This window comes from Myxococcus sp. AB025B (assembly GCF_006518215.1).
Taxonomy (GTDB): domain Bacteria; phylum Myxococcota; class Myxococcia; order Myxococcales; family Myxococcaceae; genus Myxococcus; species Myxococcus fulvus.
Genome location: NZ_SRLW01000047.1, coordinates 1 through 26,283 on the forward strand (window position 1 = coordinate 1; position 26,283 = coordinate 26,283).

17 protein-coding genes are annotated in these 26,283 nt (G+C 71.1%); 10 read left to right on the forward strand and 7 right to left on the reverse strand.

Annotated features, from left to right (window positions below):
• Both FL311_RS10390 and FL311_RS10395 read left to right on the forward strand, forming a co-directional pair.
• On the forward strand, positions 1 to 1,581 hold a 1,581-nt coding region (locus FL311_RS10390; RefSeq protein WP_141324773.1), incomplete at its 5' end, for a DUF1592 domain-containing protein.
• Entirely contained in the window at positions 1,578 to 3,185 is a 1,608-nt protein-coding gene (locus tag FL311_RS10395) for a DUF1552 domain-containing protein (protein WP_141324774.1), read from the forward strand. The genes FL311_RS10390 and FL311_RS10395, both read left to right, overlap by 4 nt.
• Position 3,186: 1 nt before the next feature.
• Here the strand turns inward: FL311_RS10395 and FL311_RS10400 are convergent, their stop codons facing one another.
• A complete protein-coding gene (locus tag FL311_RS10400) occupies positions 3,187 to 5,442 on the reverse strand; it encodes a di-heme oxidoredictase family protein (protein WP_141324775.1) in 2,256 nt (751 codons plus the stop codon).
• Positions 5,443 to 6,319: 877 nt separating this feature from the next.
• The gene (locus FL311_RS10405) at positions 6,320 to 6,718 is read right to left on the reverse strand and encodes a hypothetical protein (protein ID WP_141324776.1); all 399 of its coding nucleotides are present in this window, start codon (positions 6,716 to 6,718) and stop codon (positions 6,320 to 6,322) included.
• Between the two features lie 352 nt (positions 6,719 to 7,070).
• On the opposite strand from FL311_RS10405, the gene FL311_RS10410 reads away from it, so the two are divergent.
• The 7 genes from FL311_RS10410 (at position 7,071) to mgtA (ending at position 19,110) form a co-directional block, all read left to right on the forward strand.
• Entirely contained in the window at positions 7,071 to 8,105 is a 1,035-nt protein-coding gene (locus tag FL311_RS10410; protein WP_194869145.1) for a S8/S53 family peptidase, read from the forward strand.
• Positions 8,106 to 8,409: 304 nt separating this feature from the next.
• The gene (locus FL311_RS10415; protein WP_228556797.1) at positions 8,410 to 8,793 is read left to right on the forward strand and encodes a zinc-binding dehydrogenase; all 384 of its coding nucleotides are present in this window, start codon (positions 8,410 to 8,412) and stop codon (positions 8,791 to 8,793) included.
• A 32-nt stretch (positions 8,794 to 8,825) separates the two neighbouring features.
• On the forward strand, positions 8,826 to 10,259 hold the full coding sequence (locus tag FL311_RS10420; RefSeq protein ID WP_141324778.1) for a glycosyltransferase: 1,434 nt from the start codon (positions 8,826 to 8,828) through the stop codon (positions 10,257 to 10,259).
• Positions 10,260 to 10,275: 16 nt separating this feature from the next.
• Positions 10,276 to 12,618 (forward strand): phosphoenolpyruvate synthase, encoded by a 2,343-nt coding sequence (gene ppsA, locus FL311_RS10425; protein ID WP_141324779.1) that lies wholly within the window; start codon positions 10,276 to 10,278, stop codon positions 12,616 to 12,618.
• Between the two features lie 8 nt (positions 12,619 to 12,626).
• Positions 12,627 to 14,729 (forward strand): PAS domain S-box protein, encoded by a 2,103-nt coding sequence (locus FL311_RS10430; RefSeq protein WP_228556798.1) that lies wholly within the window; start codon positions 12,627 to 12,629, stop codon positions 14,727 to 14,729.
• 220 nt (positions 14,730 to 14,949) lie between these two features.
• A complete protein-coding gene (locus FL311_RS10435) occupies positions 14,950 to 15,441 on the forward strand; it encodes an Hsp20/alpha crystallin family protein (RefSeq protein WP_141324781.1) in 492 nt (163 codons plus the stop codon).
• A 180-nt stretch (positions 15,442 to 15,621) separates the two neighbouring features.
• Positions 15,622 to 19,110 (forward strand): magnesium-translocating P-type ATPase, encoded by a 3,489-nt coding sequence (mgtA, locus tag FL311_RS10440; RefSeq protein ID WP_228556799.1) that lies wholly within the window; start codon positions 15,622 to 15,624, stop codon positions 19,108 to 19,110.
• Here the strand turns inward: mgtA and FL311_RS10445 are convergent.
• The 3 genes from FL311_RS10445 to FL311_RS10455 form a co-directional block, all read right to left on the reverse strand.
• Positions 19,031 to 21,550, reverse strand: a complete 2,520-nt coding sequence (locus FL311_RS10445; protein WP_141324783.1) for a cation-transporting P-type ATPase — start codon at positions 21,548 to 21,550, stop codon at positions 19,031 to 19,033. The two genes, mgtA and FL311_RS10445, sit on opposite strands and share 80 nt — an antisense overlap.
• A gap of 480 nt (positions 21,551 to 22,030) precedes the next feature.
• Positions 22,031 to 22,420, reverse strand: a complete 390-nt coding sequence (locus FL311_RS10450) for a suppressor of fused domain protein (protein ID WP_141324784.1) — start codon at positions 22,418 to 22,420, stop codon at positions 22,031 to 22,033.
• Between the two features lie 99 nt (positions 22,421 to 22,519).
• A complete protein-coding gene (locus FL311_RS10455) occupies positions 22,520 to 23,587 on the reverse strand; it encodes an alkene reductase (RefSeq protein ID WP_141324786.1) in 1,068 nt (355 codons plus the stop codon).
• A gap of 65 nt (positions 23,588 to 23,652) precedes the next feature.
• Here FL311_RS10455 and FL311_RS10460 point away from each other — a divergent pair, with 65 nt between their 5' ends.
• Positions 23,653 to 24,555: a LysR family transcriptional regulator gene (locus FL311_RS10460; protein WP_141324788.1), complete on the forward strand. Its 903-nt coding sequence runs from the start codon at positions 23,653 to 23,655 to the stop codon at positions 24,553 to 24,555.
• Between the two features lie 63 nt (positions 24,556 to 24,618).
• On the opposite strand, the gene FL311_RS10465 is transcribed toward FL311_RS10460, so the two are convergent.
• Positions 24,619 to 25,326 carry a hypothetical protein gene (locus FL311_RS10465; RefSeq protein WP_141324789.1) on the reverse strand — a complete coding sequence of 236 codons (708 nt, stop codon included), beginning with the start codon at positions 25,324 to 25,326 and terminating at the stop codon, positions 24,619 to 24,621.
• A 39-nt stretch (positions 25,327 to 25,365) separates the two neighbouring features.
• Positions 25,366 to 26,208: a pirin family protein gene (locus tag FL311_RS10470; protein ID WP_228556800.1), complete on the reverse strand. Its 843-nt coding sequence runs from the start codon at positions 26,206 to 26,208 to the stop codon at positions 25,366 to 25,368.
• Between the last annotated feature and the right edge of the window lie 75 nt (positions 26,209 to 26,283).

Sequence of the window (26,283 nt, forward strand, 5' to 3'; positions counted from 1 at the left end):
TCCCGGAAGCAGCTGATGAACTCGCTGCGCTCCGCCGTCGACCGCGCGCTGCCGGAAGAAGCCGATGCCATCTGGACGAAGCTCACCCCCATCCTCGCCCGCTACCCCACGGACCAGCGCACCCCCGCGCCCGGCGACGTGAAGGGCGGCTTCAGCCGGCTGGACCAGTCCATCCAGCAGACCCAGGTCGACGTCATGTACGACCTGGGCAAGGCCGTGGCCCAGGAGCTCACCAGCACCGACGCGCGCCGCGACGCGCTGCTGGGCCACTGCGCGAGCGACAGCCAGACCTCCAACGACCGGGCCTGCCTGGAGGCCTTCCTCCGAGGCTGGGGCGCCCGCGTCCTGCGCCATCCCTTGTCCACCGCGGAGGTCACCGTCTTCGCGGACATCGCGGGCACCACGCCCGTGGACAGGGCCGCGGTGGCGGACGTCATCACCACCCTGCTGAACTCGCCCGGGTTCCTCTACCGGATCGAGCACGGCACCACCGCCGGCCAGCCCGCGAGTCCCCTCTCCGCGTTCGAGCTGGCCGCGAAGCTGTCCTACCAGTTCTGGCAGGCGCCTCCGGACGACGCGCTCTGGGCCTCGGCGGAGGATGGCTCGCTCCTGACGGAGAGCGGCTTCGAGGCCCAGCTCGACCGGATGCTCCAGAGCCCCCGACTGCGCGGCTCGCTGGACGAGTTCGTCAGCGAGTGGCTGCGCCTGGACGAGCTGCCGTCCCTGGTGGCGCTCCGGAACGACCCCATCTACCGCTCCTTCGTCGGCGCGCAGATGCCCACGGACGCCACGCGCACCGCGATGTTCGAGGACGTCCAGCTCTCCGCGTGGAGCACCCTCGTGTCGGGCGGCTCGGTGAGCGACTTCCTGAACGACCGGCGGTCCTACACGGCGGACCCCTTCCTCGCCGGCATCTACGGTGTCCCCGTCTGGGACGGCTCGGGTCCAGCGCCCGTCATCCCCTCCCAGAATCGCAGCGGCCTGCTCACCCGCGCGGCGCTGCTGGCCACGGGCACCGCGTCGACGCGTCCCATCCACAAGGGCTACCTGGTGCGCAACGCGCTGCTCTGCCAGCAGGTCGGCGCTCCGCCGCCCAACGCCAGCGACAGGCCTCCCGCGCCGACGGACCGCATGACGACGCGGCAGGTGGTGACCCAGCTCACCTCCGGAGGCAGCTGCGGGGGATGCCACAACAACTCCATCAATCCCCCGGGCTTCGTGCTGGAGGGGTTCGATGCGCTCGGACGCGAGCGCGGCGTGGAGCGGCTGTTCAACCCGCAGGGCCAGGAGACGGCCGCGCCCTCCGTGGACACCTCCGCGGACGTGTGGCTCTACGACTCCGAGCAGCGGGTCATCTCCAACGCCGCGGAGCTGTCGCGGATGGTCGATGAGAGCCAGCTCTTCGAGTCCTGCGTCGCGCAGCACTACTTCCGCTTCGCGCACGCTCGCGTGGAGTCCACCTCTCGCGATGGCTGCCTGCTCTCGGAGCTGGAGTCCGTCGCGCGCAGCGGCGCGCCGATGGCCGACCTGCTGAAGACCATCGCCCGACACCCCACCTTCAAGCAGAGGAGCTTCCAGTGAGCAACACACCTGTCATCCGATGGGACCGCCGCATGTTCCTGCGCGGCGCGGGCGGCGCCGTGCTGGCGTTGCCGCTGCTCCCCTCGCTCTTGAGTCCCCGCGAGGCGAAGGCCCAGGCCGCTCAGCGCCCGAAGTGCTTCGTGCACTTCCGCACCCCTCACGGCGCCATCTTCGGCGCGAGCATGTGGCCGACGGACGCCGCGCTGACACAGAGCCTGTTCTACGCGGACCACGACGTCCGACGCGGAGACCTGGTCGCGACGGCCAACGCGAGCGGTGACGCGGCCATCAGCCGGGTGCTCACCGCGAGGTCGTCCGTGCTCACGCCCACGCTCGTCTCGAAGATGAACATCCTGCGGGGGCTCGATTACCCCCTGTACATGGGTCACAACTTCGGCGCCCCGCTGGGCTACTACGACTTCGACAAGCAGCGGCCCGGCTCCCCCCGAGCGACCATCGACCAGGTGATGGCCTACTCCCCGGCGTTCTATCCAAGCGTCGCCTCCGTCCGGAAGCGGAGCGTCGCCATCGCCGGCTCGGGCACGTCGACGGGCAGCTGGGGATACAGCACGCCCGGGGTCCGCTCCTCCGGCGTGGCCACGAGCGCCATCGGCGGCACGGAGAGCTCACTCGCCCTCTTCGACACCCTGCTGGCCGGGACGAGCAGCCCCGGCACCACCCGGCCCTCCGTGGTGGACAAGGTCCTGGAGAGCTACCGGCGGCTGCGCAACGGCAACGGTCGGCTCTCGGCCGAGGACAAGCGGCGACTCGACCAGCACATCGACGCCGTCGCCGAGCTGCAGCGCCGCCTGGAGACCACCAGCGCCGGTTGCCAGGTGCCGGCCCGCCCCACCACCGACAACCTGTCGCTGCGAAACTCCAGCGCCTTCGCGGGCGACCCCGCGATGAACGTCGAGTACTTCCGGCTCATCAACGAGGTGCTCGCGGTGGCGATGAACTGCGGCGTCTGCCGCGTCGCCACCCTGAGCATCGACGAGAACAACCAGAACCTGACCTTCACCCCACGCGCGCCGCAGGGCGAGGACTGGCACAACAACGTCGTGCACCCCTCGACGGTGCCCGGGGCCAACCAGGACCTGGTGGTCCAGTTCAACCAGGTCTTTTTCTCGCAGGTGTTCCTCGACCTCGTCTCCCGCTTCGAGCGCTTCTCGAACGGCGCGGGAGGGACGCTGCTGGATGACGCGCTCATCGCGTGGGGCCAGGAGAACGGCAACACGCCGCACTTCTCCTTCTCCGTCCCGGTCGTCACCGCCGGCAGCGCGGGGGGCGCCCTGAAGACAGGCAGCTACTGCGACTACCGGAACATCACGCGCAAGGTGAGCGGCGACTCGAGCACGGGCAGCGAGGGCAGCTTCCTGTGGGCGGGGCTGCTCTACAACCAGTGGCTCGGCACCGCGCTCCAGGCGATGGGCATCCCGAAGTCGGAGTGGAGCGAGACGGACCACCCCGGCTACGGCTGGAAGGCGTCATACCAGTCCACCTACGAGTACCTCTTCACGAACAAGGGCTTCAGCTCGGCGCAGGCCTACCCGGCGTCGATGTGGCAGAAGACCGGAGAGTTCCTGCCGTTCCTCTCGCCCTGAATCAGAGCGACTGGATGAACCTGAGGAGCGCCGCGCGTTGGGCGGCATTCGCGGTGCGGAAGGCCTCCTTGGAGGACTCGGCTTCACCTCCGTGCCACAGGATGGCCTCGGAGAGGTTGCGCGCGCGGCCATCGTGCAGATAGGCCTCGCCGCCGCTGACGCCCGCCGTCAAGCCGATGCCCCAAAGGGGCGGCGTGCGCCACTCCGCGCCCGACGCCCCCTCCTCCGGGAGGTTGTCCGCCAGCCCCGCGCCCAGGTCATGCAACAGCAGATCCGTGTAGGGCCGAATCACCTGGCTCCGCAGCTCGGCGTAGGGGTGATACGGGCTGGTCGTCAACGTCGAGACGTGGCACCGCGCGCAGCCCATGCCCCCGAAGAGGCTCTCCCCCTGGAGCGCCTGGGCGTCACCGAGATTGCGGCGCGCGGGGACTCCGAGCAGCGCGAGGTAGCGCACCATCTTCTCCAGGTCCGCGTCCGCCAGCTCGGTGCTCGCGCCCGCGCAGGTCTGCTGCGAGCCACAATCCGGCATGGGGAAGACAGACGTGGTGACGCCCATGTCGACATTGAGCGCGTTCGCGACCTGATGTCGGAGCCTCGCCTTGCCCGCCTTCCAGCCGAAGCGCCCCGCGCGCGTCTGCCCCGTCTGCGGGTCCACCACCGTCTGCACGCGGCCGGAGATGCCATCGCCGTTGGCGTCATTCGGGTCGGCGAGGCTGGCCAGCGTGCCTTCGTCAATCGCCTCCAACAATCCCAGACCGACGAGGGGCGGCGTGATGCGGGCCGAGTGGTGCGTGGGAACGGGCCCCGTGAAGGCATAGACCGGACGCCGCAGCTGATAGCCCGTGCCGTCGCCATACGTGCCGTTCGTCACCGTCCAGCCCGAGATGCTCACGCTGCCCTCGGGCGTCCCCTGGGTGCTCTGCGGCTGGAGGACCCATCCCAACGCCGGATGCGCCGTCACCGTGGTGCCGACGGCCCCCACCCTGACGGTGTGGCGCAGGGGCGGCGCGACGACGACGTGGCCATGAGGGCTGGTCCCGCTGGAGCCAGCGCCGTTCACCGTGAAGCTCACCGGCGACGTGGTGCTCAGCCCTCCCGAGGTGTTGCCGATGGTGAAGTGGTACTGCACGACCGTGCCCGCTGGGACGTTCGCGAGCACCTGGGTGTTCGTGTTGGAGCTGTCACGCGCCATCCGGAAGCTCTGCTGCGCGCCCCCGTTGAGCCGGTAGTGGACGTCCGCCCAGGGCGCCGCGTTCACATAGAACCGCACGGTGTACAGGGACGTCGCCGGGTCGGGCGGGAGCGCGCGGCCATTGTTGATGTGGCAGGCCACGCAGCTGCGAGCGATATAGGACGGGCCGAGCTTGTTCTGCTGCGCGGTGAAGCTCGGGTTGCCAGCCTCCGAGTGGGTGCCGTCCGCGAAGTCGGTGTGATGCAGGCGCCGGCCCTCGACGAACGGCTGGGCGTTCACCGGCGCCAGGTTGGTCGCCATCTGCTTGAACAGGTGCGCCGGCTCGTTCGAGTAGTTGTAGCCCAGCGTCGTGCGCCCACCCAGCCACGCCGTCTCCGCGAGGGGGAACGAGTCCAGGTTCGCCCCCCTTCCCTCCCAGGGCACCATGCCGCCCTGGCCCACGATGTAGAGGAACGCCGTGCCGTAGTAGTTGGCGCGCCCCACCACGGGAGGCAGCATGAAGGGGCTGATTTCAATCTCCATGCGGTCGCCCACCTGGAGCCGCCGGTTCTCCTTCGCGTTGTAATTGAGGGTGGCCGTGTAGCGCAGGGGGTCCACCTGCGCCATGTCCACGTTGAACCAGTATTGAGAGAGCACCGCCTGGCCTTGGTAGAACGCGCGGAAGTCCGGCGTGTCCAGGGGCCAGAGCGAGGTGATGTTGACGGTGATGTCGTTGCCGCCCTTGGCCACCCTGTCGATGACCTCGATGCTGTACGTGCGGTACTCGAAGTACAGCGGCAGGTAGTGCTCGTAGCTCTGGAACTGTGACTCCCGCGCGTGGCGATCTCTCGACCGGTCCGCGAGCCGGGTGATGAGCGCCGTGGGTGTATCCACCACCAGCGCGGGCTCCAGCGGAGTGCTGGCGTCGAAGAGCGGGACCACCGGGGCCAGGGGCGCCACGGTGGAGGAGGCTTCCGGCGGCGCTTCCTCCTGATGCCCCTGGGGCGCGTTCCCGCAGGCGCCCATGAACAACCCCAGGATGGCCAGACTCCAAGCCGCCGCGCGTGTGCTGGAAGGCTCTCTCATGCCAGGGATTATATTCCGGCCAAATCCGTAATTCGCGAACTCCATGAGTGACGCATCACATCCATCCCATGTCTGTTTGAAATCAGATATCGGCGGGGCTTCACCGGGTCGCGGCATCCACGCGTCTGCGTGGGGCTCTGACGTCCAGGCCCCCCTGTCCGTCCTTCATCAAGAAGCGCACCTGCTTCAGTGCGTGGAGGTCCTTCAGCGGGTCGCCCTCCACCGCCGCCAGGTTCCGCGAGCTTGTTCGGCTCCACCGAGCCGAGCTGGTCCTGCAGGCGCAGCAGCTCCGCCGCGTTCAGGGTCGCGGCGCGCAGGGCGAGGCGCGGCGGCCCAGACGGGACTCGAAGCAAGGAACAGCGTCGCGACAAGCGCCGCGCACTCGAGCGTGAGGCTCTTCATGGACATCTCCAATGGAGAACGACTGTGATTGAAACAGCCTCGGGGCACACAACGGCAGTCGCCCCCCCACTCGCGAAGCCACCCGGATGCGCCGGACAGCCCTCGCGGTGTGGAGCCCCACCTCGAATCATCCCCTGGAGGCTGAAACCAACGTACGATTCAAATCGTACTTTGTCAACGCGGCGCTCCCCTCATCCGTCAAGCAATCCACGCGGATGAGCCAGGGTGCCGACCATGATGTCGGCACCATGCGCCCCACTTCATCGACGCTTCGCCTCCCGACAGTGTTCCTCGCGATGGTCCTCCAGGACTGGGCGGGAGACCCGAGGCCGCTCCCGGAGCTCCCAAAGAGGAGGTGAGCCCGGTGCTGGCCGTCCCGGCTGGGATGGGGCGCGAGCAGCTTCGCGCCCGGTCCGCGGGAGGCAATGTCGCCCGGGCCGGCCTCTACTCCGCCCAGGGACGCAACAACGTCATCTCACGCGATGGTGCGAAGACCCCGCGACCTCCCAGCCCCGCGGTCCCTTGGACAGGCACAGCGTCGGCACCGAGCCCCTACCCGGGACCGCGTCGTCCCAGTCACTGGCATGACCAGTCCGTGGAACCGCATGACGCCGGGCCGGGTGGCCTCGAGCGTGACGCGCTTGCACTCCGCGGTGAGCACCGTCTCCCGCTTCAGGTCATGGCCCTCGACGACGAGGCACGCATCCTCGGGGCGCGGGGTCTCCATGGCTGTCGCCCGCGCGACGAGCGGCCCCAGGACCTGGACCCGCGCCTCGCGCGCCGCCGACACCCGCTGCATGCCCCAGACGAAGACCCCGCCCAGCACCACGGCCAGGCCTCCCACACCGCCGACCAGCCATTTCAGGATGCGCACCGAGACCCACTCCTCTTCGGCCGCTCCTGTCGAAGGGCCGCGCCTGTTCAACAGGCCCACGCGCGGGAAGTCTCACAGGTTCGCCGCTCAGCCCCTCTCCTCCCGGGTGGCGAAGAGCCCGTAGCCGACGAGCGTGGCGAGACAGGGCCCCAGCTGCCGTCGCACGGCAGCGTCCTGTCAGGACGAGCCTGCGTCCCATCGGGACGAAATCGTGTTTCTCCCCGACGAAGCCGCGTCCTGTCAGGACGAAGCCGCGTCCTCCTGGATGCATGTATTTCCCACCGAGACAGTCCTTGTCGTCACCGGGAAGGGACGATTCACTCAAGGGTCCCATCTGAACTGGAGCCGTGACATGTCCTTGGGTGCATACCGAGTCTACGAGGCGGATTCCCGCGAGGCGTACATGGAGGAGGACGCAGAATTCGCCAGGATGCTCGCGCTCGCCGGCTCGCGCATGCACCCGGTCACCATCGCCGTCACGGACACGGGCATCTACGCCGACCGGCCGGGCGGCGCGTACTTCCAGGCCACGGAGAAGTACCTGCGCTCGCACCTGGCGGGGACCTCCAGCCATCCGCGGAGCTGGCACCGCGAGGACTTCTGCCGAATCATGGCGGATGGAACCGTGGGCAGCGCCCCGCCCGTCACGAGCGACTCCATGTGGCACGGGACGGCCGTCGCCGGACAGGCCGCCTGGGGCACGGACATGATCAAGCTGGTGGACTGTCGCGTCACCTGCGACTACGTCCAGAACCTGCCGACGAAGCAGGTCGACATGGAGGCCCGCTACATCGCGGCCTTCGACTTCGCCCGTTCCCGGGGCGCCCGGGTCGTCAACATCAGCCAGTCCGGCATCTCCAGCAACGCGGAGGTCTCCGCCTTTCGCGAGGCCATGCTGAAGCACTCCGACATGCTGTTCGTCGGCAACGCGGGCAACGTCCGCTTCCAGGCCGCCGCGGGCGTCTTCAGCCGGCGCAGGCGGGATGACATCCCCAACCTGTTGCTCGTCGGAGGCTGCACCCCGGATGGCGCGGTGGAGCGGAGCCTGGACGGGATGACGCAGGGCTGGGGCTGGAGCCCGGAGTTGGTGGACATCGCCATCCCCGGCGACTACCAGGAGCTCTACACCGTGCCGGGGCTGGCGCGAGCCTATGGCCAGGAGACGTACCGCGACATGGGCATCTCCTTCGGGTGCCCGGTGGCGAGCAACATCGCGGCGAAGATGATGCTGCTGTGCCCCTCGCTCACGCCGGAGCGGACGCGGAAGATGATCATGGCCTCGTCGCGGACCATGCCCATGCTGAAGGGCAAGAACCGCGTCAACGGGATGATCTCCCCCATGTCCTGCTACGAGGCGGCCTATCGCCGGTGGGTCCCCTTCCGGTGAGTCGCTGACGAGCTGCCAGGTTGCCCACCAGGTTCATGACCACCTTCGACGCCGCTGTGCCCATTGAATGGCCCCAGGGCTGACGCGTCGGGGCAGGCGCTCACGCATCGCGGCCTGAGGGCCCCCCGCCAGGTTGACGCTCGCCTCGGGCCCCGGCCCGAGGCGGGCGTCGCCGTTGCACGTCGAAGGCATGCGCCCGAGGTTTGTCGTGAGGTGGACCCGAGGCACATCCCGCCGGGGGGAATCATGCGAGCAACCGTCTTTCGAGGCGTCGGGGACTTCGGTCTCGAGGAAGTCGGAGTGCATGGCTTCCAACCGGGCGAGCGCGTCCTCGTCGGCGCCATCACTCCGCGCGGGCAAGGCAACGCCTGTCTGTCCGGGGACGTTCGAGACGGCCCTGCGCTCGCTGCGTCCGGGCGGCACCCTCTCCAGCCTGGGGGTCTATTCGGGCAAGCTGCAGCTGCCCTACGACGCGTTCGCCGCGGGGCTGGGGGACCACCGCGTCGTCACCACCCTGTGCCCGGGTGGCAAGGAGCGCATGCGCCGGCTGATGGCCGTCGTCCAGTCGGGACGGGTCGACCTGACGCCCCTGCTCACCCACCACTTCGCGCTGAAGGACATCCGGGACGCGTACGAGCTCTTCGGCCAGCGCCGCGACGGTGTCATCAAGGTCGTCATCCACCCGTGAGTGACGCCCCCTCCGCCTGAACCGGAGCCCCCATGCTCAAGCCCTTCGAGGTGCACGTCCCGGCGGAACCCCTCACCCGCTTCGAGCACGAGCTGGACGAGCAGGGATGGAACGCGCTGCGGACGCTCGCCCAGGAGACGCGGGCCCGCATGGCCGGTCGCACGTTCTGGAACATCAGCTCCACGGCGAGGGGCGGCGGCGTGGCGGAGATGCTCCCACGCCTCATCGCCTACGCGCGCGGCACGGGCGTGGACGCGCGCTGGCTCGTGCTCACCGGCACCCCGGAGTTCTTCCACATCACCAAGCGGCTGCACCATGCACTGCATGGCTCCCCCGGTGACGGCTCCGGGCTGGGGACGTCCGAGCACGACTGCTACGACGAGGTCCTCCGCGACAACGCGGAGGAGCTCCTCGTCCTGGTGAAGCCCGGGGACGTGGTCCTGCTGCACGACCCGCAGACCGTGGGGCTCGGCCCCGCCCTGTCCTCCGCGGGCGCCCACGTGGCCTGGCGCTGCCATATCGGCCGGGACACGCCGAACGCGGAGGTGGAGCGGGCGTGGGAGTTCCTCGCGCCGGGCCTGGCCGCCGCCCGGCTCACGGTCTTCAGCCGGGCCGCATATGCGCCCCCCCAGTGCGCGGACCGGGCGCTCGTCATCCAGCCCTCCATCGACATCTTCGCGGTGAAGAACCAACCCATGGCGCCCGAGGTCGCGCGCGCCATCCTCGCGACCACCGGTCTGCTGCGCGAGACGCCGGACACGGCGGCGCCCGTCTTCACGCGCGCCGACGGCGTGACGGGGCGCGTGTCGCGGGGCGTGGACGTCATCCGGCTGGGCGCGGGGCCCGCCGCCGAAGTTCCCCTCGTGGTCCAGGTGTCCCGGTGGGACCCGCTGAAGGACCCGGCGGGCGTGCTGCTCGGGTTCGCGAGGATGCTGCGCAAGGCGCCCCACGTGCACGCGGAGCTGGTGCTCGCGGGGCCCGCCGTCACGTCCGTGGCCGATGACCCCGACGCGGCGGCGACCCTCGAGGACGTCCACGCGCTGTGGCGACAGCAATCGCGCTTCGTCCGCCAGCATGTCCATCTGGCGTGCCTGCCCATGGCCGACAGCGAGGAGAACGCCGCCATCGTCAACGCGCTGCAACGCCACGCGAGCGTGGTGACGCAGAAGAGCCTCCAGGAGGGCTTCGGGCTCACCCTCACCGAGGCCATGTGGAAGCAGCGCGCCGTGGTGGCGAGCGCGGTGGGCGGACTCCAGGACCAGGTCGTCCATGGGGAGAACGGCCTGCTCGTGCGGAACGCCGGGGACCCGGAGGAGTTCGCGGGCGCGGTGCGCTCGCTCCTGGAGGACCCGGCGCGGGCCGCCGCACTGGGGCGCCGTGCCCGTGAGACGGTCCGCGCCCGCTTCACCGCCCCTCGTCACCTCACGGACCTCGCGCGCCTCATCGAACGACTGGACGCGCGCTGACACAGGAGATGGAAGCATGGACCCTTCCCATGAGAGCCAGCAGCCCGTCCGGCCCGACGCGCCCGGTGCCACCTCAGACCTCATCCGCTGGTTCGACTCGCTGTCGCGAGAGGACGTCAGCGTGGCGGGAGGCAAGGGCGCCAATCTCGGGGAGATGACCCACGCCAGCCTCCCCGTACCGCCGGGGTTCGTGGTCACCGCCGCCGCCTTCCAGGAGGCCATGGCGCCCGTGCGCCCCCGGCTCCGCGAGCTCTGGCAGCGCGTCGACCCGGAGGACCCGCAGTCCCTGGCGGAGGTCACCGAGGCGCTGCGAGCCACGGTGCGCCAGGTCCCCGTGCCCGAGCGCCTGCGCTCCGCCCTGCTCGGCGCCTATCACCAGTTGGGCGAGCAGGGGGCCGTGGCCGTCCGCTCCTCGGCGACCTCCGAGGACACCGGCGCCACGTCCTTCGCGGGCATGCACGAGACGTACACCAACGTCGTGGGTGACGAGGCGCTGCTCGACAAGCTGCGCGCGTGCTGGGCCTCGGCCTATGGACAGCGCGTGGTGGCCTACCGGAAGGCCCAGGGCCTCACCGAGGAGCCGGCCATCGCCGTCGTCGTGCAGCGCATGGTGGACTCGACTCGCGCGGGGGTCATGTTCACCGCGGACCCGGCCACCGGGGACCTCCACCGCGTCATCATCGAGGCCGCCTACGGCCTGGGCGAGGTGGTGGTGAGCGGCCAGGTGGAGCCGGACACGTACGTGGTGGCCAAGCAGGGACCGCGTCTGCTGGAGGTGCGCGTCGGGGAGAAGTCCTTCCAGCGGGTGCGCGATGGCGTGGGCCAGGAGCGGCGCGAAGCGCTCTCCCCCGAGCAGGCCCACCAGCGCGTGCTCCAGGACGTGGAGGTGTTGGAGCTGGCGCGCCTGGGCCTGCGCGTGGAGCGCCACTATGGCGCGCCGCAGGACATCGAATGGGCACAGGCCGGTGGCAGGCTCTATCTCGTCCAGTCGCGTCCGGTGACGACGCTGGGCGGGGCGACGAAGGAGGAGCGCAAGGACGCGCGGCCCAAAAGCCCCCGGGTGTCCGGGCTGGGCGCCTCTCCAGGGGTCGCGACGGGGCGCGTGCGCGTGCTGCGAAGCCCCGAGGAGGGCCGGCGGCTCCAGACAGGCGAGGTCCTGGTGGCGCCGATGACCTCTCCGGACTGGGTGCCGACGCTCCGGCGCGCGGCCGCGGTGGTGACCGACAGCGGCGGGATGACCTGCCATGCCGCCATCGTCAGCCGGGAGCTGCGCAAGCCCTGCGTGGTGGGCACGCGCACGGCGACCCGGCGGCTCCAGGACGGCGAGGAGGTGACGGTGGATGGCTCCGCGGGCACGGTCCTGGAAGGCCGGGTGGAGCAGCAAGCCCCCGGGGTCGTCTCGTCCGAGCCGCGGAGGCCGAGCGGCCTGGCCTCCGCTGGAACCGCCACGCCCGAAGTGCTCGCCACGCGCCTCTACGTCAATCTGGCCCTCCCCCAGCAGGCCCGCGACGCGGCGGCGCTCCCCGTGGACGGCGTGGGGCTGCTGCGCGCCGAGTTCATGCTCACCGAGGCGCTGGGCGGGGTCCACCCACGCAAGCTCATCGCCGAGGGGCGCGGCCGCGAGTTCGTCGAGCGGATGTCCGACGCGCTGCTCCAGTTCACCCGCGCCTTCGGGAGGCGGCCGGTGGTGTACCGCACCACGGACTTCCGGACGAACGAGTTCCGGGGCCTGGAGGGCGGCGCCGAGTTCGAGCCCGCCGAGTCCAACCCCATGATGGGCTTTCGCGGCTGCTACCGGTACATCCGCGAGCCGGAGGTGTTCAGGCTCGAGTTGGAGGCGGTCGCCCGCGTGCGGGAGCAGACCCCCAACCTGCACGTGATGATTCCCTTCGTGCGCACCACGTGGGAGCTGGCCGCCTGCCTCGAGGCCCTGGACGCAAGCCCCCTGGGCCGCCACCGCGGGCTGGAGCGCTGGGTGATGGCGGAGGTGCCCTCGGTCGTCTACCGAATCCCCGAGTACGCGCGGCTGGGCATCAGCGGCGTGTCCATCGGCTCCAACGACCTCACGCAGCTGATGCTCGGGGTCGACCGGGACTCCGAGTCGTGCGCGGAGCTGTTCGATGAAGCGGACGCGGCGGTGCTGGACGCCATCGTCCGCATCATCCGGGCCAGCCGTGAAGCCGGCATCACCTGCTCCCTCTGCGGTCAGGCCCCCTCCAACCGCCCCGAGTTCGCCGAGCACCTGGTGCGCGCGGGAATCACGTCCATCTCCGTGGACCCCGCGGCGGCCTGGGCCACACGCGAGGTCATCGCGGCGGCGGAGCGACGGCTGTTGCTCGAGGCCGCGCGAGCGCGGTGATGCGTCGCATGCGACGGACAGCGCCACGAGCGCCCTCCTTCTGGGCCCGCCTGCGCCTGCCGCGGCTGCGCCAGGCGAGGCGCTCCCGAGCCGCGCTGGAGAAGTCGCTCCGGCTGGCGGAGGCGCGCCTGTCCGGGCTCATCGCCACCACGGTCGACGCCATCATCTCCGTCGACACGCGGCAGCGAATCACCCTCTTCAACGAGGGGGCGGAGCACATCTTCGGGTACTCCGCACGGGACGCGGTGGGTCAGCCCCTGGACCTCCTGCTCCCGGAGCGCTACCGAGGGGCCCACCAGCACCACGTCCAGCGATTCGCGGCGGGCTCCCGGCTCTCCCGACAGATGGGCGAGCGGAGCACCATCATCGGCCGGCGCAGCAATGGCGAGGAGTTCCCCGCGGAGGCCAGCATCTCCAAGGTGGAGCAGGAGGGCACGCTCGTGCTCACCGTCATCCTGCGCGACATCTCGACCCGCAGGCAGGCGGAGGAGGTGCTCCGGACCAGCGAGGAGCGCTTCCGCACGGCGTTCGCGAACGCGCCGACCGGCATGGCCCTGGTCGGGCTGGATGACCGGTTCCTGAGCGTGAACTCCGCCATGTGCGACATCGTTGGCTACACGCCGGAGGAGCTCCTCGCCCAGACCTTCCGGGACATCACCTGGCCCGGGGACCTGGAGGTGACGCTCCAGAACAGACAGCGACTGCTGCGGGGGGAGGTCCACACCTGTCAGCTGGAGAAGCGCTACCTGCACAAGCAGGGGCACACCGTGAGCATCCTGCTCACCGCCTCGTTGGTCCGTGACTCCCGGGGGCAGCCGCTCCACTTCATCGCGCAGGTGCAGGACATCTCCGAGCGCCAGGAGCTGGAGCGGGCCCAACATTTCCTGGCGGAAGCGGGGCCACGACTGGCGGGCTCGCTGGACTCCCGGACGACGATGGCCGCCGTCACGGGGCTCGCGGTCCCCGCGCTGGCCGACGGGTGCATCGTCGGCCTGGTGGACGAGCACGGGCAGGTCCGGGCGGTGCAAGCCGCGGCGGTCTCCCCCGAGAAGTCCAGGCGCCTGGACGCGCTGCTCGCCCACCACCCGTGCCTCCCCTCCCTCCAGGGGGAGCTCGTCGCGGGTGTGCTCCGAACGGGGCGCTCCGTGGTCCTGCCGGAGTCCTCCGGAGCGGAGACACCGCGGGAGGATGGCTGCCCGCTGGACCTGCTGCGCGGCCTCGGGTCCGTCTCGGGACTCATCGTGCCGCTGCGGGCCCGGGAGCAGACCCTGGGCGCGGTCATGCTGTGGACGTCCGAGTCCGGGCGCCGCTACGGCGAGCAGGACCTGGCGCTGGCGGAGGCCCTGGCCAACCGCGCGGCGCTCGCCATCGACAACGCCCGCCTCCACGAGCGGTCCGAGCAGGCGACCCGCTTGCGGGACGAAGTCCTGCGCGTCGTCGCCCACGACCTCCGCACGCCCCTGAACGTCGTCGCGCTGTGCACGGAGTCCCTCGGCAGGAGGCCCCCTGGCCAGCGGCCTCCCACCCAGACGCTCGAGACCCTCCGCAAGGCGGTGGAGCGGGCCCAACGGCTCATCCAGGACCTGCTGGATGTCGCCCGGATGGAGTCCGGGCACCTGCTCGTCGAGCGTGCGCGGGTGGATGGCGCGTCTCTCGTCCAGGAGGCGCTCGACCTGCACCGCGCGCTCGCCGAGGAGAAATCCATCCAGCTCTCCAGTGACGTCCCCCTGCACGCCCCGGCGCTCCTCGCCGACCATGCCCGGGTGGTCCAAATCCTCTCCAACCTGCTCGGCAACGCCATCAAGTTCACGCCCGCCGGCGGACACGTCCACCTCCAGGCCGTCCCCGAGGGAGCCATGATGAGGTTCTCCGTCCGGGACTCAGGGCCCGGGATTGCACCGGAACACCTCTCGCATGTCTTCGAGCCCTTCTGGCAGGCGCAGGCGGGGAGGAAGGAGGGCGCGGGACTCGGGCTCGCCATCGTGAAGGGGCTCGTCGACGCGCATGGCGGCAAGCTCTGGGTGGACAGCCGCCCCGGACAGGGAAGCACCTTCTGCTTCACCCTCCCCACGCAAGCGTCGGCCGACCAGCCACACCCACCTCACGCGTGAGTCCACGGCGGCAGGCCGCACGCTCGCCGAGGCCGGGCACGGGGGCAGGTCTGTCGTGGCGGTCCGAGAGGAAGCCCCGACACGGGCAGGGCGGCGATGGCCCCCGCGTCCGGGGCCCAGCACACCTTGCGCGCTCCGAGGCCCCCCTTACCCTTCAAGAGGGAGCCAGAGGCCTGGCACGCATGGCGCGCGCCGGTCAGCCCCAAGGAGGTCATGAACCATGGCAATGCTTCCCGTCCGACGCGCGAAGAGGCTCGCGAGCAGCGAGCAATCCTGGGACCCCTTCGCTCAGATGCGGGAGTTGCTCCAGGCAGCCCCCACGGAGTCACTGCGAGGGCTGGTGCCGGGAGCCAGGGAGGACTGGACGCTCTCCCCCGACTTCGACGTCAAGGAGACGCAGGACGCCTACGTCTTCAAGGCGGACCTGCCGGGCATCCAGCAGGAGGACGTGGAGATTTCCGTCACCGGGCAGCGGCTCACCATCAGCGGCAAGCGCGAAGAGGAGAAGCGCGAGGAGGGCGAGCGCTATTTCACGTACGAGCGCAGCCACGGCAGCTTCGCCCGGACCTTCACCGTGCCGGAGGGCGTGGACCTGGACAACGTCAACGCGGAGCTGAAGGAGGGCGTGCTCACCCTGAACATCCCCAAGCGCCCGGAGGGCAGGTCCAGGCGCATCCCCATCGGCAGTGGCCCGGCCAAGGGCAAGGCGTGAGCCTCGTCCCGCCAGGAGCCGGCCCCGCACCGCGGGGGACGCGGCCCGCGCCCGAGGCGCCTCCGCGGAGGCGCCCGGTGGGGCGGCTGGGAGTGTCCGCGCATGCTTCATCGCAGCATGGACAGACACCGCCGCGAGCCTCCCCCCCGGGCTGAGCGCGGGGCGGGGCCGCGGCCCCGGATGGAGTGGCGCAGGTGGGGCTTCGGACTCGCGCTGCTGGCGTCCGTCGTCCTGGTCGCCACGCGATGGACGGAGGAGCGGGACTTCGCCTTGATGCTGCGTCGGGCGGCGCCCTCCTGGCTGCTGCTCGCCGCGCTGCTGCAGGCGGCGACGTACCTGTCCCAGTCCGCGGTGTGGAGCGCCGTGCTGGCGAGGACGCCCTTCCGCGTCCCGCGAGGCGCGCTCTATTCGATGAGCGTCGCCAAGCTCTTCATCGACCAGGCCCTCCCCTCCGCGGGCATCAGCGGCTCGGTGCTCATCGTCCAGGGGATGACCCGGCGGGGGGTCGGCCGAGGGGCCGTGATGGCGTGTGTGGTGGTCGAGACGATGACCAACCAGGCCGCGCTCATCCTGGGACTGTTGCTCGCGCTCGGGACGGAGGGCTGGGTCGGCGAGGCGCGCGCGCTGGTGTGGCTCGCCACGGGGGTGCTCATCGTCCTCACCGGCGCGCTCATCGGCCTGCTCCTGCGACTGTCCCGAAGGGGGCGCGGTGGTGTCCCGTCCTCGCGGCGCATCGCGAGGATTCCCGGCGCCAGGACCCTCCTCGAGGCGCTCAGCGAAGCACCACCGTCACTGACGCACAGCCCCCGGGTGCTGGGCGAGGCCACCGGCTACAACTTCCTCATCCACCTGCTCGACGCCGCGACCCTGTGGGCCCTGCTCCGCTCGGTGGGGGTGGACGCTCCCGCGGCGGGGGTCTTCACGGCGTTCATGCTGTCCACGCTGGCCCGCACGCTCGGGGTCGTCCCCGGCGGCCTCGGGACGTTCGAGGCCGCGTCCATCGGCCTGCTGCACCTGATGGGCGTCTCGATGGAGGCGTCGCTCTCGGCGACGCTGCTGTTCCGTGGGTTCAGCTTCTACCTCCCCCTGGTCCCCGGGCTGCTGCTGTCCAGGCGCGAGCTGCGCGGGCAACGGGAGGCCTCCCGTCCGAGCCCCGTCGAGCGATATTGGAGTCAGTCCCTCCCGGCCCTGCTCGAGGCCCTGCGGACGACCCCCGAGGGACTCTCCCGTGAGGAGGCCGCGCGTCGGCGGGAGCTTCACCGCGCGAACGCGGTGGAGCAGACGCATGCGCCCTCCCGCCTGGGCGTCGTCTGGGGCCAGCTCAAGAGCCCCCTGGTCCTGCTCCTGGTCATCGCGGCGGCCATCTCCGCGTTCACCGGCGCGTGGAGCGATGCCCTCATCGTCCTGGCCATCCTGTCGGGCAGCGTGCTGCTCGGCTACTCACGCGAGTACAAGGCCCAGGCCACCATCGCGCGGCTGAGGGAGCAGGTCACGACCGGGGTGAAGGTCCTGCGCGACGGGCGACCCACCACCGCGCCGCTGCCGGACATCGTCCCGGGGGATGTCGTGCTGCTGTCGGCGGGCAGCGTGGTGCCCGCGGACGCCCGCCTCCTCGAGGCGACGGACCTGTTCGTCAGCCAGGCGGTGCTGACCGGAGAGAGCTTCCCGGTGGAGAAACGCCCCGGGAGCGCGCTCCCCGAGGCGGCGCTCATCGGACGTGACAACTGCGTCTTCCGGGGGACTCATGTGCGCAATGGCACCGGCCGATGCCTCGTCGTCGCGACCGGCCGGGACACGTCTTTCGGAGGCATCACCCGACACCTGGCGCTCCGGGCCCCCGAGACGGAGTTCGACCGGGGCCTGAGGCAGTTCGGTCATGTCCTGCTCACCACCATGATGGTGATGGTGCTCACCGTCGTCGCCATCAACACGCTGCTGAACCGGCCGCCCCTGGAGACGCTCCTGTTCGCCCTCGCCCTCGCGGTGGGGCTGAGCCCAGAGCTGCTGCCGGCCATCCTCAGCGTGAACCTCTCCGCAGGCTCTCAGGCCATGGCCAACCGAGGCGTGCTGGTCCGCAGGCTCGGCGCCATCGAGAACCTGGGCAGCATGGACGTGCTGTGCACCGACAAGACGGGGACCCTGACCGAAGGTGTCGTCAGCCTCCTGGGGGCCCACGACACCTCGGGCCAGCCATCCGAGCACGTCCTCACCCTGGCGACCCTCAACGCCGGACTCCAGGCGGGCCTGGCCAATCCGCTCGACGAGGCCATCCTCCGGGCGCGACCGCTCCCGGCCGAGGGCGCCCGGAAGCTGGGGGAGATTCCCTACGACTTCGTCCGCAAGCGCCTGTCCGTCATCGTCCGCCAGGATGGCGAGGTCCTGCTCATCACCAAGGGGGCCTTCCCCCAGGTCGTGGAGGCCTGCACCCGGACGGCCGGAGGAGCCCCGCTCGACGCGCCGCTCCGGGCGAGGCTCCAGGACCAGGTCGACGCCTGGGGAGAACAGGGAGTGCGCGTGCTGGCCCTGGCGACGCGCGCCATCCAGGCCCGGGAGCGCTACACGCGGGAAGACGAGCACGAGCTGACCTTCGTGGGATTCTTGACCTTCGTCGACCAGCCCAAGGCGGGCGCCCGGGAGGCCCTCCTGGAGCTCTCCGGGTTGGGGGTGCGCGTCAAGCTCATCACCGGAGACAGCCGCAGGGTCGCGGAGCACGTCGCGAGGCAGGTGGGGCTCGGCGCCGAGCGGGTGCTCACGGGCGCCCGGCTCCACCACCTGACGGACGAGGCGCTGTGGCACCAGGTCGAGCACGTGGAGCTCTTCGTCGAGGTGGACCCGCCCCAGAAGGAGCGCATCATCCTGGCGCTGAAGAAGCAGGGCCATGTGGTGGGCTTCCTGGGAGACGGGGTGAACGACGCCCCGGCGATGCACGCGGCCGATGCCAGCCTCTCCGTGGACCAGGCCGCGGACGTGGCCCGGGAGGCCGCGGACTTCGTCCTCCTCCGGCGACACCTGGACGTCGTCCGACACGGCATCGAGGAGGGGCGCAGGACGTTCGCCAACACGATGAAGTACGTGCTCACCACGACGAGCGCGAACCTGGGGAACATGATCAGCATGGCGGCCGCCTCGCTATTCCTTCCCTTCCTGCCGCTGCTGCCGGGGCAGATCCTCCTGAACAACTTCCTCTCCGACATCCCCGCGGTGGGGCTGGCGGGCGACAGCGTGGACCCCGAGCTGGTGGACCGGCCGCGGCGCTGGGACAATCGCCTCATCGGGCGGTTCATGGTGACCTTCGGGCTGCTGAGCTCGCTCTTCGACGTCCTCACCTTCGGGGTGCTGCGGCAGCTGTTCCACGCCGGCCCCGAGCTGTTCCGCACCGGCTGGTTCATCGAGTCGCTGCTGACGGAGCTGGCGGTCGCGCTGGTGGTGCGCACGCGCCGTCCCTTCTACCGCAGCCGCCCTGGGAGGCTGCTGCTCGTCTCCACGGGGGCCGTCATCGCGCTCACCTTCCTGGTGCCCTTCATCCCCCACGCGAGCGTCCTCGGCTTCGTGCGCCCTCCCCTCCTGCTGCTCGTGGCGGTGACCACCATCACCCTGCTGTATGTCGTCGCAGCGGAGCGGGCCAAGGGGCCCTTCTTCCGGAGACAGGACCCAGCCCACGTCCGATGAGCAGCGGCACCAGCGCCACCAGCACCCCCAGCGCGACGCGCGCCCAGTCATCGACATGCAAGGGGTGCAGCCCCAGCACCGCCGCGAAGGGCCGCACCTGGATGAGCAGGACGGACACGCCCAGGGACAAAGCGCAGATCCACCGGGCCGTGCGGGTGCGCAGCCCCGTGAGCACGGCCGCGAAGCAGGCGCTCGCGAGCGTGAGCGAGGCCAGCGCCACCGCGCGACCGTGCTCCACGTCGCGCGTGGGGCCGAGGCTCCGGTCGTAGCCCCAGACCAGTCCCGCGGTCAGCAACCCGCCCGCCACCACGAGGGTGACCCAGTCCCGCGAGGAGAAGACGCGCGTGGCGCTCCGTCCCCGGGAGGGCCCCAGCCGGCCCGGCCGCGCCGCCTCCTGGAAGGCCAGCATCGCCGTGGGGTGGATGATGAGCTCCAACCACACGATGTGGATGGGCAGGTACAGCAGCGGATAGCCCGCCAGCGGGAGCAGCGCGGCCGTGAACACGAGCGGGATGTGGACGAGCAGCAGGTACTGGAAGCAGCGCTGGAGGTTGTCGAAGAGCTGTCGGCCCTCCGCGATGGCGCGCACCAGCGTGCCGAAGTCGTCGTCGAGCAACACGATGGACGAGGCCTCGCGCGCGCCGCGCGTCCCGCGCTCCCCCATGCAGATGCCCACGTCGGCGGCCTGGAGCGCGGGGATGTCGTTCACCCCGTCCCCCGTCGCCGCCACCACCTCGCCGTGCTCTTGCAGCGCCCGCACCAGCGCGTGCTTCTGGGCCGGCAGCGCCCGGGCCACCACGTCCACCGCCGGGGGCGCGCCCGCGTCCTGAAGGCGCGCCTCCAGTGCCTCGCCCGTCATGACCACGGGCCGTGCGCCGCCGAGCCCCAGCTCCCGCGCCACCGTCAACGCCGTCTCCGGATGGTCCCCTGTCACCATCACGGTGCGCAGCCCCGCCTCCCTGCACTCGCGCACCGCCTCCCTGACCCCGACGCGAATCGGGTCCTCGCAGGCGATGACCCCCAGGAAGTGGAAGCCCTGGTCGGGCTCGCCCCCACGCCACGAGGCGGGGTCCAGCGGCTGACTCGCGCACGCGATGACCTTGCGCCCCTCGCGCGCGAGCGCCGAGACGCGCTGGGCCCACGCCGCCCGGTCGTCGGGCGCGAGCGCAGCGCGGGCCATCACCTGCTCAGGGGCTCCCTTCACGGCGGCGAGCAGCCCAGCGCCCTCCTCCACCACCGCGGTCTCCCGCTGGCGCTCCTCCGTGAAGGGGAACGTGGCCCGGACCCGCCCTCCGCGCACGGGGACCGAGGCCCGCGCGGCCTCTTCGAGCAGCGCGGTGTCGAGCGGGTCCTGCCCTTCCTCGCGCGACGCCAGCGCCGCGACGCGCAGCAGCTCCTCCCGGGTGACGTCCGACGAGGGGAGCACCCTGGCCACGCCCAGCCGTCCCTCCGTCAGCGTGCCCGTCTTGTCGGAGCAGATGCACGTGACCCGGCCGATGTTCTCCACGGAGACGGCGCGCCGCACCAGGGCCTGCCTGCGCGCGAGCCGGTAGACGCCCGCGCCCAGGAAGAAGGTGAGCGCCAGGGGGAACTCCTCGGGGAGCGCGGCCACGCCGAGCGTGGCGGCGCTCAAGAGCGCATCCGCCCATCCGAAGCCCTGGCGCCAGCGGACGAAGGCGAGGACGCCACACAGCCCGGCGGCCACCATCACCAGGACGGAGACCAGCTGCGCCACGGCCTGCTGGAGCGGTGTACGGGCTCGCGCGCCCCGCTCTGCGGAGCGCACGATGCTCCCATAGAGCGTGTCGGCGCCCGTGTAGACGACGCGCACCCAGGCCGTCCCCGTCAGCAGGCGCGTCCCGGCGAGGCCCCAGTATCGCCCCTCCACGGGTGGCGCCTCTCCGGGCGGCAGCTGTCCCAGGGGCCGCTTGCCCACCGGCAGGGACTCGCCCGTCAGCGAGGACTCCTCGGCCTGGAGTGCCTCGCCCCGCACGACCAGGCCATCGGCGGGGAAGTAGGCACCGGCGTCCACGCGGGCCAGGTCCCCCACCACCACCTCCGCCGCGGGGACCTCCGCCTCGCGCCCATCCCGGAGCACGACGGCCCGCGCCGCCAACCGACTCTGCAGGCCCTCGGTGGAGACGCGCGTGCGATGGTGAAGGAAGGCATCCATGCCGAGCAGTGGAGCAATGGCTCCCAGCAGCACCAGCCCCTCCGACACCTTGCCCAGCACGAGGTAGAGCGTGCTCATCCCCACGAGGAACCAGAGCATCGGGTCGCCCGCCGCCTCGCGAAGGCTCGCCAGGGTGGAGCGGCGGGGCCTCACCACCACGTCATTGCGCCCATACTGCCCGCGTCGCGCCAGCACTTCGTCGGATGCGAGCCCCGTGGCCTCTGCCAGGGGACAGGGCAGGCGGCGGGTGGGGACGGGGATGCGCATGAGCGCTCACGGTGCCGCTTCGTCGCGAGGCTGGCGGGTCGCCAGGGCGTCCACGGAGACGGGTCTGGCGGCGACGCCCGACTCCGGATGGGCTCGAGGCAAACGTGCGGCGGGAGCACGCACCGCACATTCACCGCCCCCACGCAGGGTCGCTGCGTCGGCTTCGTTCGGGCGCTTGGCGCGCTGTCCCCCGCCGGGTCCCGCCAGGACGACCCCGACCCGCCAAGACCGCGCCGACGGGATGGGCTCCTCCCCTGGCGGGCATCAAGGTCGAGCAATGGCTCCAGGCAGAAGAGGTCCGCTACCGCCAGCGACAGGAACAGGGGCAACAAGCGGCGCCCGCCGGCCACCCTCACTGCGCCATCCCGGATGAAGTGCGGCCCTCGGCCCGTGGTGCGTGGGGCCCGCGTGCGCGCCCCCGCGACTGCGCGCCCCCTGGCGCGCGGACGGCTGGCGCGTGCCTGGACAGCCCGCTTGAGCTCAGACGAGCGAAGGGCGATGGACGTCCGCGGGGCTCATGTCGCTGGCCTCCAGGAGCTCGCTGAAGGCGTCGAACCCTTCCTTCTGGATGAACGCGTACTCCGCCTCATGCAGTGGCACGAGCCAGCACAGCGCGAGGTGCTGGGGGCCCAGGTGGAGTCCGCCGAACTCCTCGTCCTCCCCCACGGCCTCGTCCACGAGGAGCGCGCGGGTCGGCCAGGCCTTCGGCACCCGCTCCGAGGGAGGGAGCGCGCGGCCCGGCTCCACTCGCACGCCATCCCGGCGCGAGTGGGCGACGAAGTCCATGAGGAAGCCGGCGACCTCCTCGAACGTGGCGCCACCCAGGTCCTCGGGGAGCACGAGCAGGAACTCAAAGCGCGCGCCGGACATATTCCTCCACCGTCGGATTCGTGGGAACCCAGGCCCGTGCGAACACCGGCTCCGGTGCGGACCTGGCAGCTTGCCCCCGCCTCGGGTGCGCTTCGCGCTTCACCTCGCGGAGGGCGTGCCGCGCGGGTAGTCCGTGTACCCCTCCGCGCCACTCGCATGGAGCAGCTCCTTGCGAATCTCCGCCAGGGGGAGCCCCTCGCGTGCGCGCGTGACGAAGTCAGGGTTCGCGATGAATGGCGAACCGAAGGCCACCAGGTCCGCCTGCCCGGCGGCGAGGGCGGCCTGGGCGCTCTGCGCCGTGAAGCCCCGGTTGGCGATGAGCGTCCCCCCGAAGGCGGCGCGGAGTTCCTTCACCGTCGCCGGCAACGCCTCGTGCGAGTTGCCCACCACGTGCACATAGACCAGACCGCGCAGCCGGCCCGCGACGTAGGTGTAGAGCGCGTGGATGTCGTCGTAGAGGGGCATGTCCACGTGGGTGTTGTAGGGCGACAGCCGCACGCCCACCCGGTCCGCGCCAATCGCCTCGGCGCAGTCGTGCGCCACCTCCACCAGGAGCCGCGCGCGGTTCTCCAGGCTGCCGCCATGGGCATCCGTGCGCGGGTTCAGGTGCGGGTTGAAGAACTGCTCGAACAGGAAGCCATTGGCCCCATGCAGCTCGATGCCGTCGAAGCCGGCGTCGATGGCGTTCCTCGCGGCCTGGACGAACTCGCGTCGGACCTGGGCCACCTCCCGCGAGGTCATCGCCTCGGGCGTCGAGATGGGCCTGGGCCCCTGGGCGTCGGTGAAGATGTCTCCCTTGGCCGGCACCACGCCCGGCGCCAGCAGTCGCGCCCCCGGCGGCAGGTTGAGCACGTGGCCGACACGGCCGCAGTGCATCACCTGGACGAAGATGTGGCCGCCCGCGTCGTGCACGGCGTCCGTCACCTCACGCCAGCCGGCCACCTGCTCACGGCTGTAGATGCCCGCCTCACGGGCGAAGCCGAGGCCGTTGGGCGAGGGGCTCGTCCCTTCGGTGATGATCAACCCCGCCTCCGCCCGCTGCCGGTAGTAGTCGCGCATCAGCGCGTTGGGCGTCCCGCCAATGGCGCGACTGCGCGACATGGGCGCCATGACGACGCGGTTCGACAGCGTGATGCGACCCAATCCGTAGGGAGTGAACAGTGCCATGCGCGGAACATGCGCTGGCGAGGGCCTTCGGACAATCGAACCTGTCTGGGATACACTGTCCGGATATGCGGACAGTCGACCCGAATGGCATCATCGCGTTCCTGGAAGTCGTCGAGCGCGGCAGCTTCCGGGGCGCCGCGCGGGCGCTGGCCCTGCCCAAGTCGACGGTGAGCCAGCGTGTGGCGGTGCTCGAGGAGCAGCTCGGCGTCCAGCTGCTCCTGCGCACCACGCGCACCGTCATGCTCACCGACATCGGCGCCAGCTACCAACGTGAGGTCGCGCCGGCCATGGCCGCGCTGCGTGACGCCGAGGCGTTGGTGAACGAGCTGCAAGCGCACCCGAGCGGACGGCTCCGGATGAGCGCGCCGGTCGAGCTCGGCCAGCGGTTGATGGGCGGGGTGCTCGCGGCCTTCGCACAGCGGTATCCGCAGGTGAAGCTGGAGCTGGAGCTCACCGACAGGGAGGTGAACATGGTCGAGGAGGGCCATGACCTGTGCATCCGCGTCGGCCCGCTCCGGGACTCGCAGCTCATCGCCCGCAAGCTCGGCGCGCCCTCGCACGTGGGCATCTTCGGGAGCGCCGCCTATCTCAAGAAGGCGGGCAGACCCAAGCATCCTCGCGAGCTGTCGGCGCACCGGTGCTTGAGCATGGGCAGCTCCACCTCACCGATGACCTGGGCGTTCAGCGGGACGCGGCCCGTGAGCATCCGGCCGGCCATCGCGGTGAACAGCTTCCAGGTGCTGTGCGCGCTGGCGGCCGCGGGGGCGGGGCTGGCGCGCCTGCCCCGCGCGCAGGCGAACACGCGCGCCCTGGTGGAGGTCCTCGAACCGTTCGCGCCAGCCCCGCACCAGGCCTTCGCCGTCTACCCGGCCGCGCGGCACCCGAGCGCGGCGCTGCGCGCGATGCTCACGGTGCTGGGAGAGACGTTCGGCTCCTGTGAGGCCGCGGTTCGCGGGGGCGAGCCGTGATGGCCTCGCGTCGGCTGCGGGAGGCGGTGCCCGTCCGGCTCAGCCTCTCCCCCACGGCGCCCCTCACAGGGGCTTGAGCCGGCCCTTGGCCTCGACGTGCCGGGCGCGGAGCTTCTCCCATGCGCCGGGCAGGAACGGGTCCTTCCCGCTCGCCATCAACTCCCACACCGACTCCTCGTGGTAGCCGTCCCCATCCAGCGCCTCGGGGACGAAGAACTCCGCGGCCACGTCCTTCGAGGTGAAGTGGAGCGGCAGGCCCCAGCCCTTGCCAGCGAACACCACGGCGTCCAGCTCGGTGGCGTTCACCCCCGTGTGGCCGTCGAGCATCACCACGCGGGCCTTCAAGCGCGCCGTGTTCAACTCGGCCGACTCGTCCCCGTGGTCTCCGAAGCAGCCGCCCGTGAGCTCCACCGACTTCGTCACGTAGCAGCACGCGCTGCCGCTGAAGCGCAGGTTCCTGGCGCGCACCTCGCCGAACACCACGAACAGGCTGGTGTCGTAGGGGCGCGTCGACAGGTCGATGTCACCGGCCACCTCGAGGTCGCCATCCACCACGAGAATCCACGGAGACTCGGGGACGAGCTTCTCGAGCCGCACGGGCCCGGTCGCCAGGTGAATCTCGGGCACGGGCTTGTGGTGCTGCCCGGCCCGCTCCTGGATGTGCTCGAGATTCTGGACGAACCAGCCGAAGGTCTCCGCTTCGTTCGCGGCCTCGAAGCGGGCCTTGATTTCGTCGAGCGGGACGACGCGCGTTGCCAGGTCGGGGAACATCGGGCCGTCATATCAAACGCGACCCGCGCCCAGCGTGCGTCAGGCCACGTCGATCCAGAGGGCGGCGCTCCCGGTGGCCGCGCTCAGTTGGACCTCGCCCTCCCCCAGCTGCGCGCCCTCGCCGAGCGCCAGGTCCACGCCCGAGCCACCTCCCACCGCCTCCACCCGGACGGGCCCCGTCGTCGCGAGCAGGTAGCCACGACGGGCACGGCCGATGGTGAGCCGCTCCGACCGGCCCGCGGCGAGCGGGAGCCACCAGACCTTCACGTCCGCGCGCAGCGACATGCCCTCGTCGCCCGCGATGAGCTGGCGCCCTCCCCCCGAGAAGTCGCGCGACGAGTAGACCGGCGGCCCCCCATGGGTGTTCGGCCGGAACCACAGCTGGAGCATCCGCGTGGGGCTGTCCGTGTCGTTCCCCTCCGCGTGCACCATCCCATCCCGCGCGGAGATCAACTGCGCGGTCCTGGCGCCCATCGTGGCGCCGTGAGCCTGGTCTCCGTGGTGGGACAGCGTCCCCTCCACGACGATGCTGAGGATCTCCATCTCCTCGTGCGGATGGAGCGGGAAGCGCGACTTCGGCGCGAACGTCGCGTCCGCAAGGACGAGCAGCGGCCCCAGCGGCTTGCCCCGACCGGCGTGGGGCCCCACCGTCGCCACGAAGTGGTCACGGAGCGAGAGCCACGAGAGCGTGGTTCGAGGCAGGGATGCGAGCGGACGGTGTTCGAGGTGCGGCATGGGCGTGCTCTTTTCGGTGCGACAGCCGGAGAGGGCGACGGCGCTCCCGGCGACGAACGCTCGACGGGAGAGCGTCACGACGTGCGACTGGGAGGCGTCGTCGGACGACCCGGTGCCCGAGCGGCGGAAGGTGGGGTGGCGGGCCATCAGCGCGTCCTCCTACGTGGTGGGATTGATAGCCGGGCGCGCCTCGTTTGACACCTGCGCGTCGACGCACAGAGA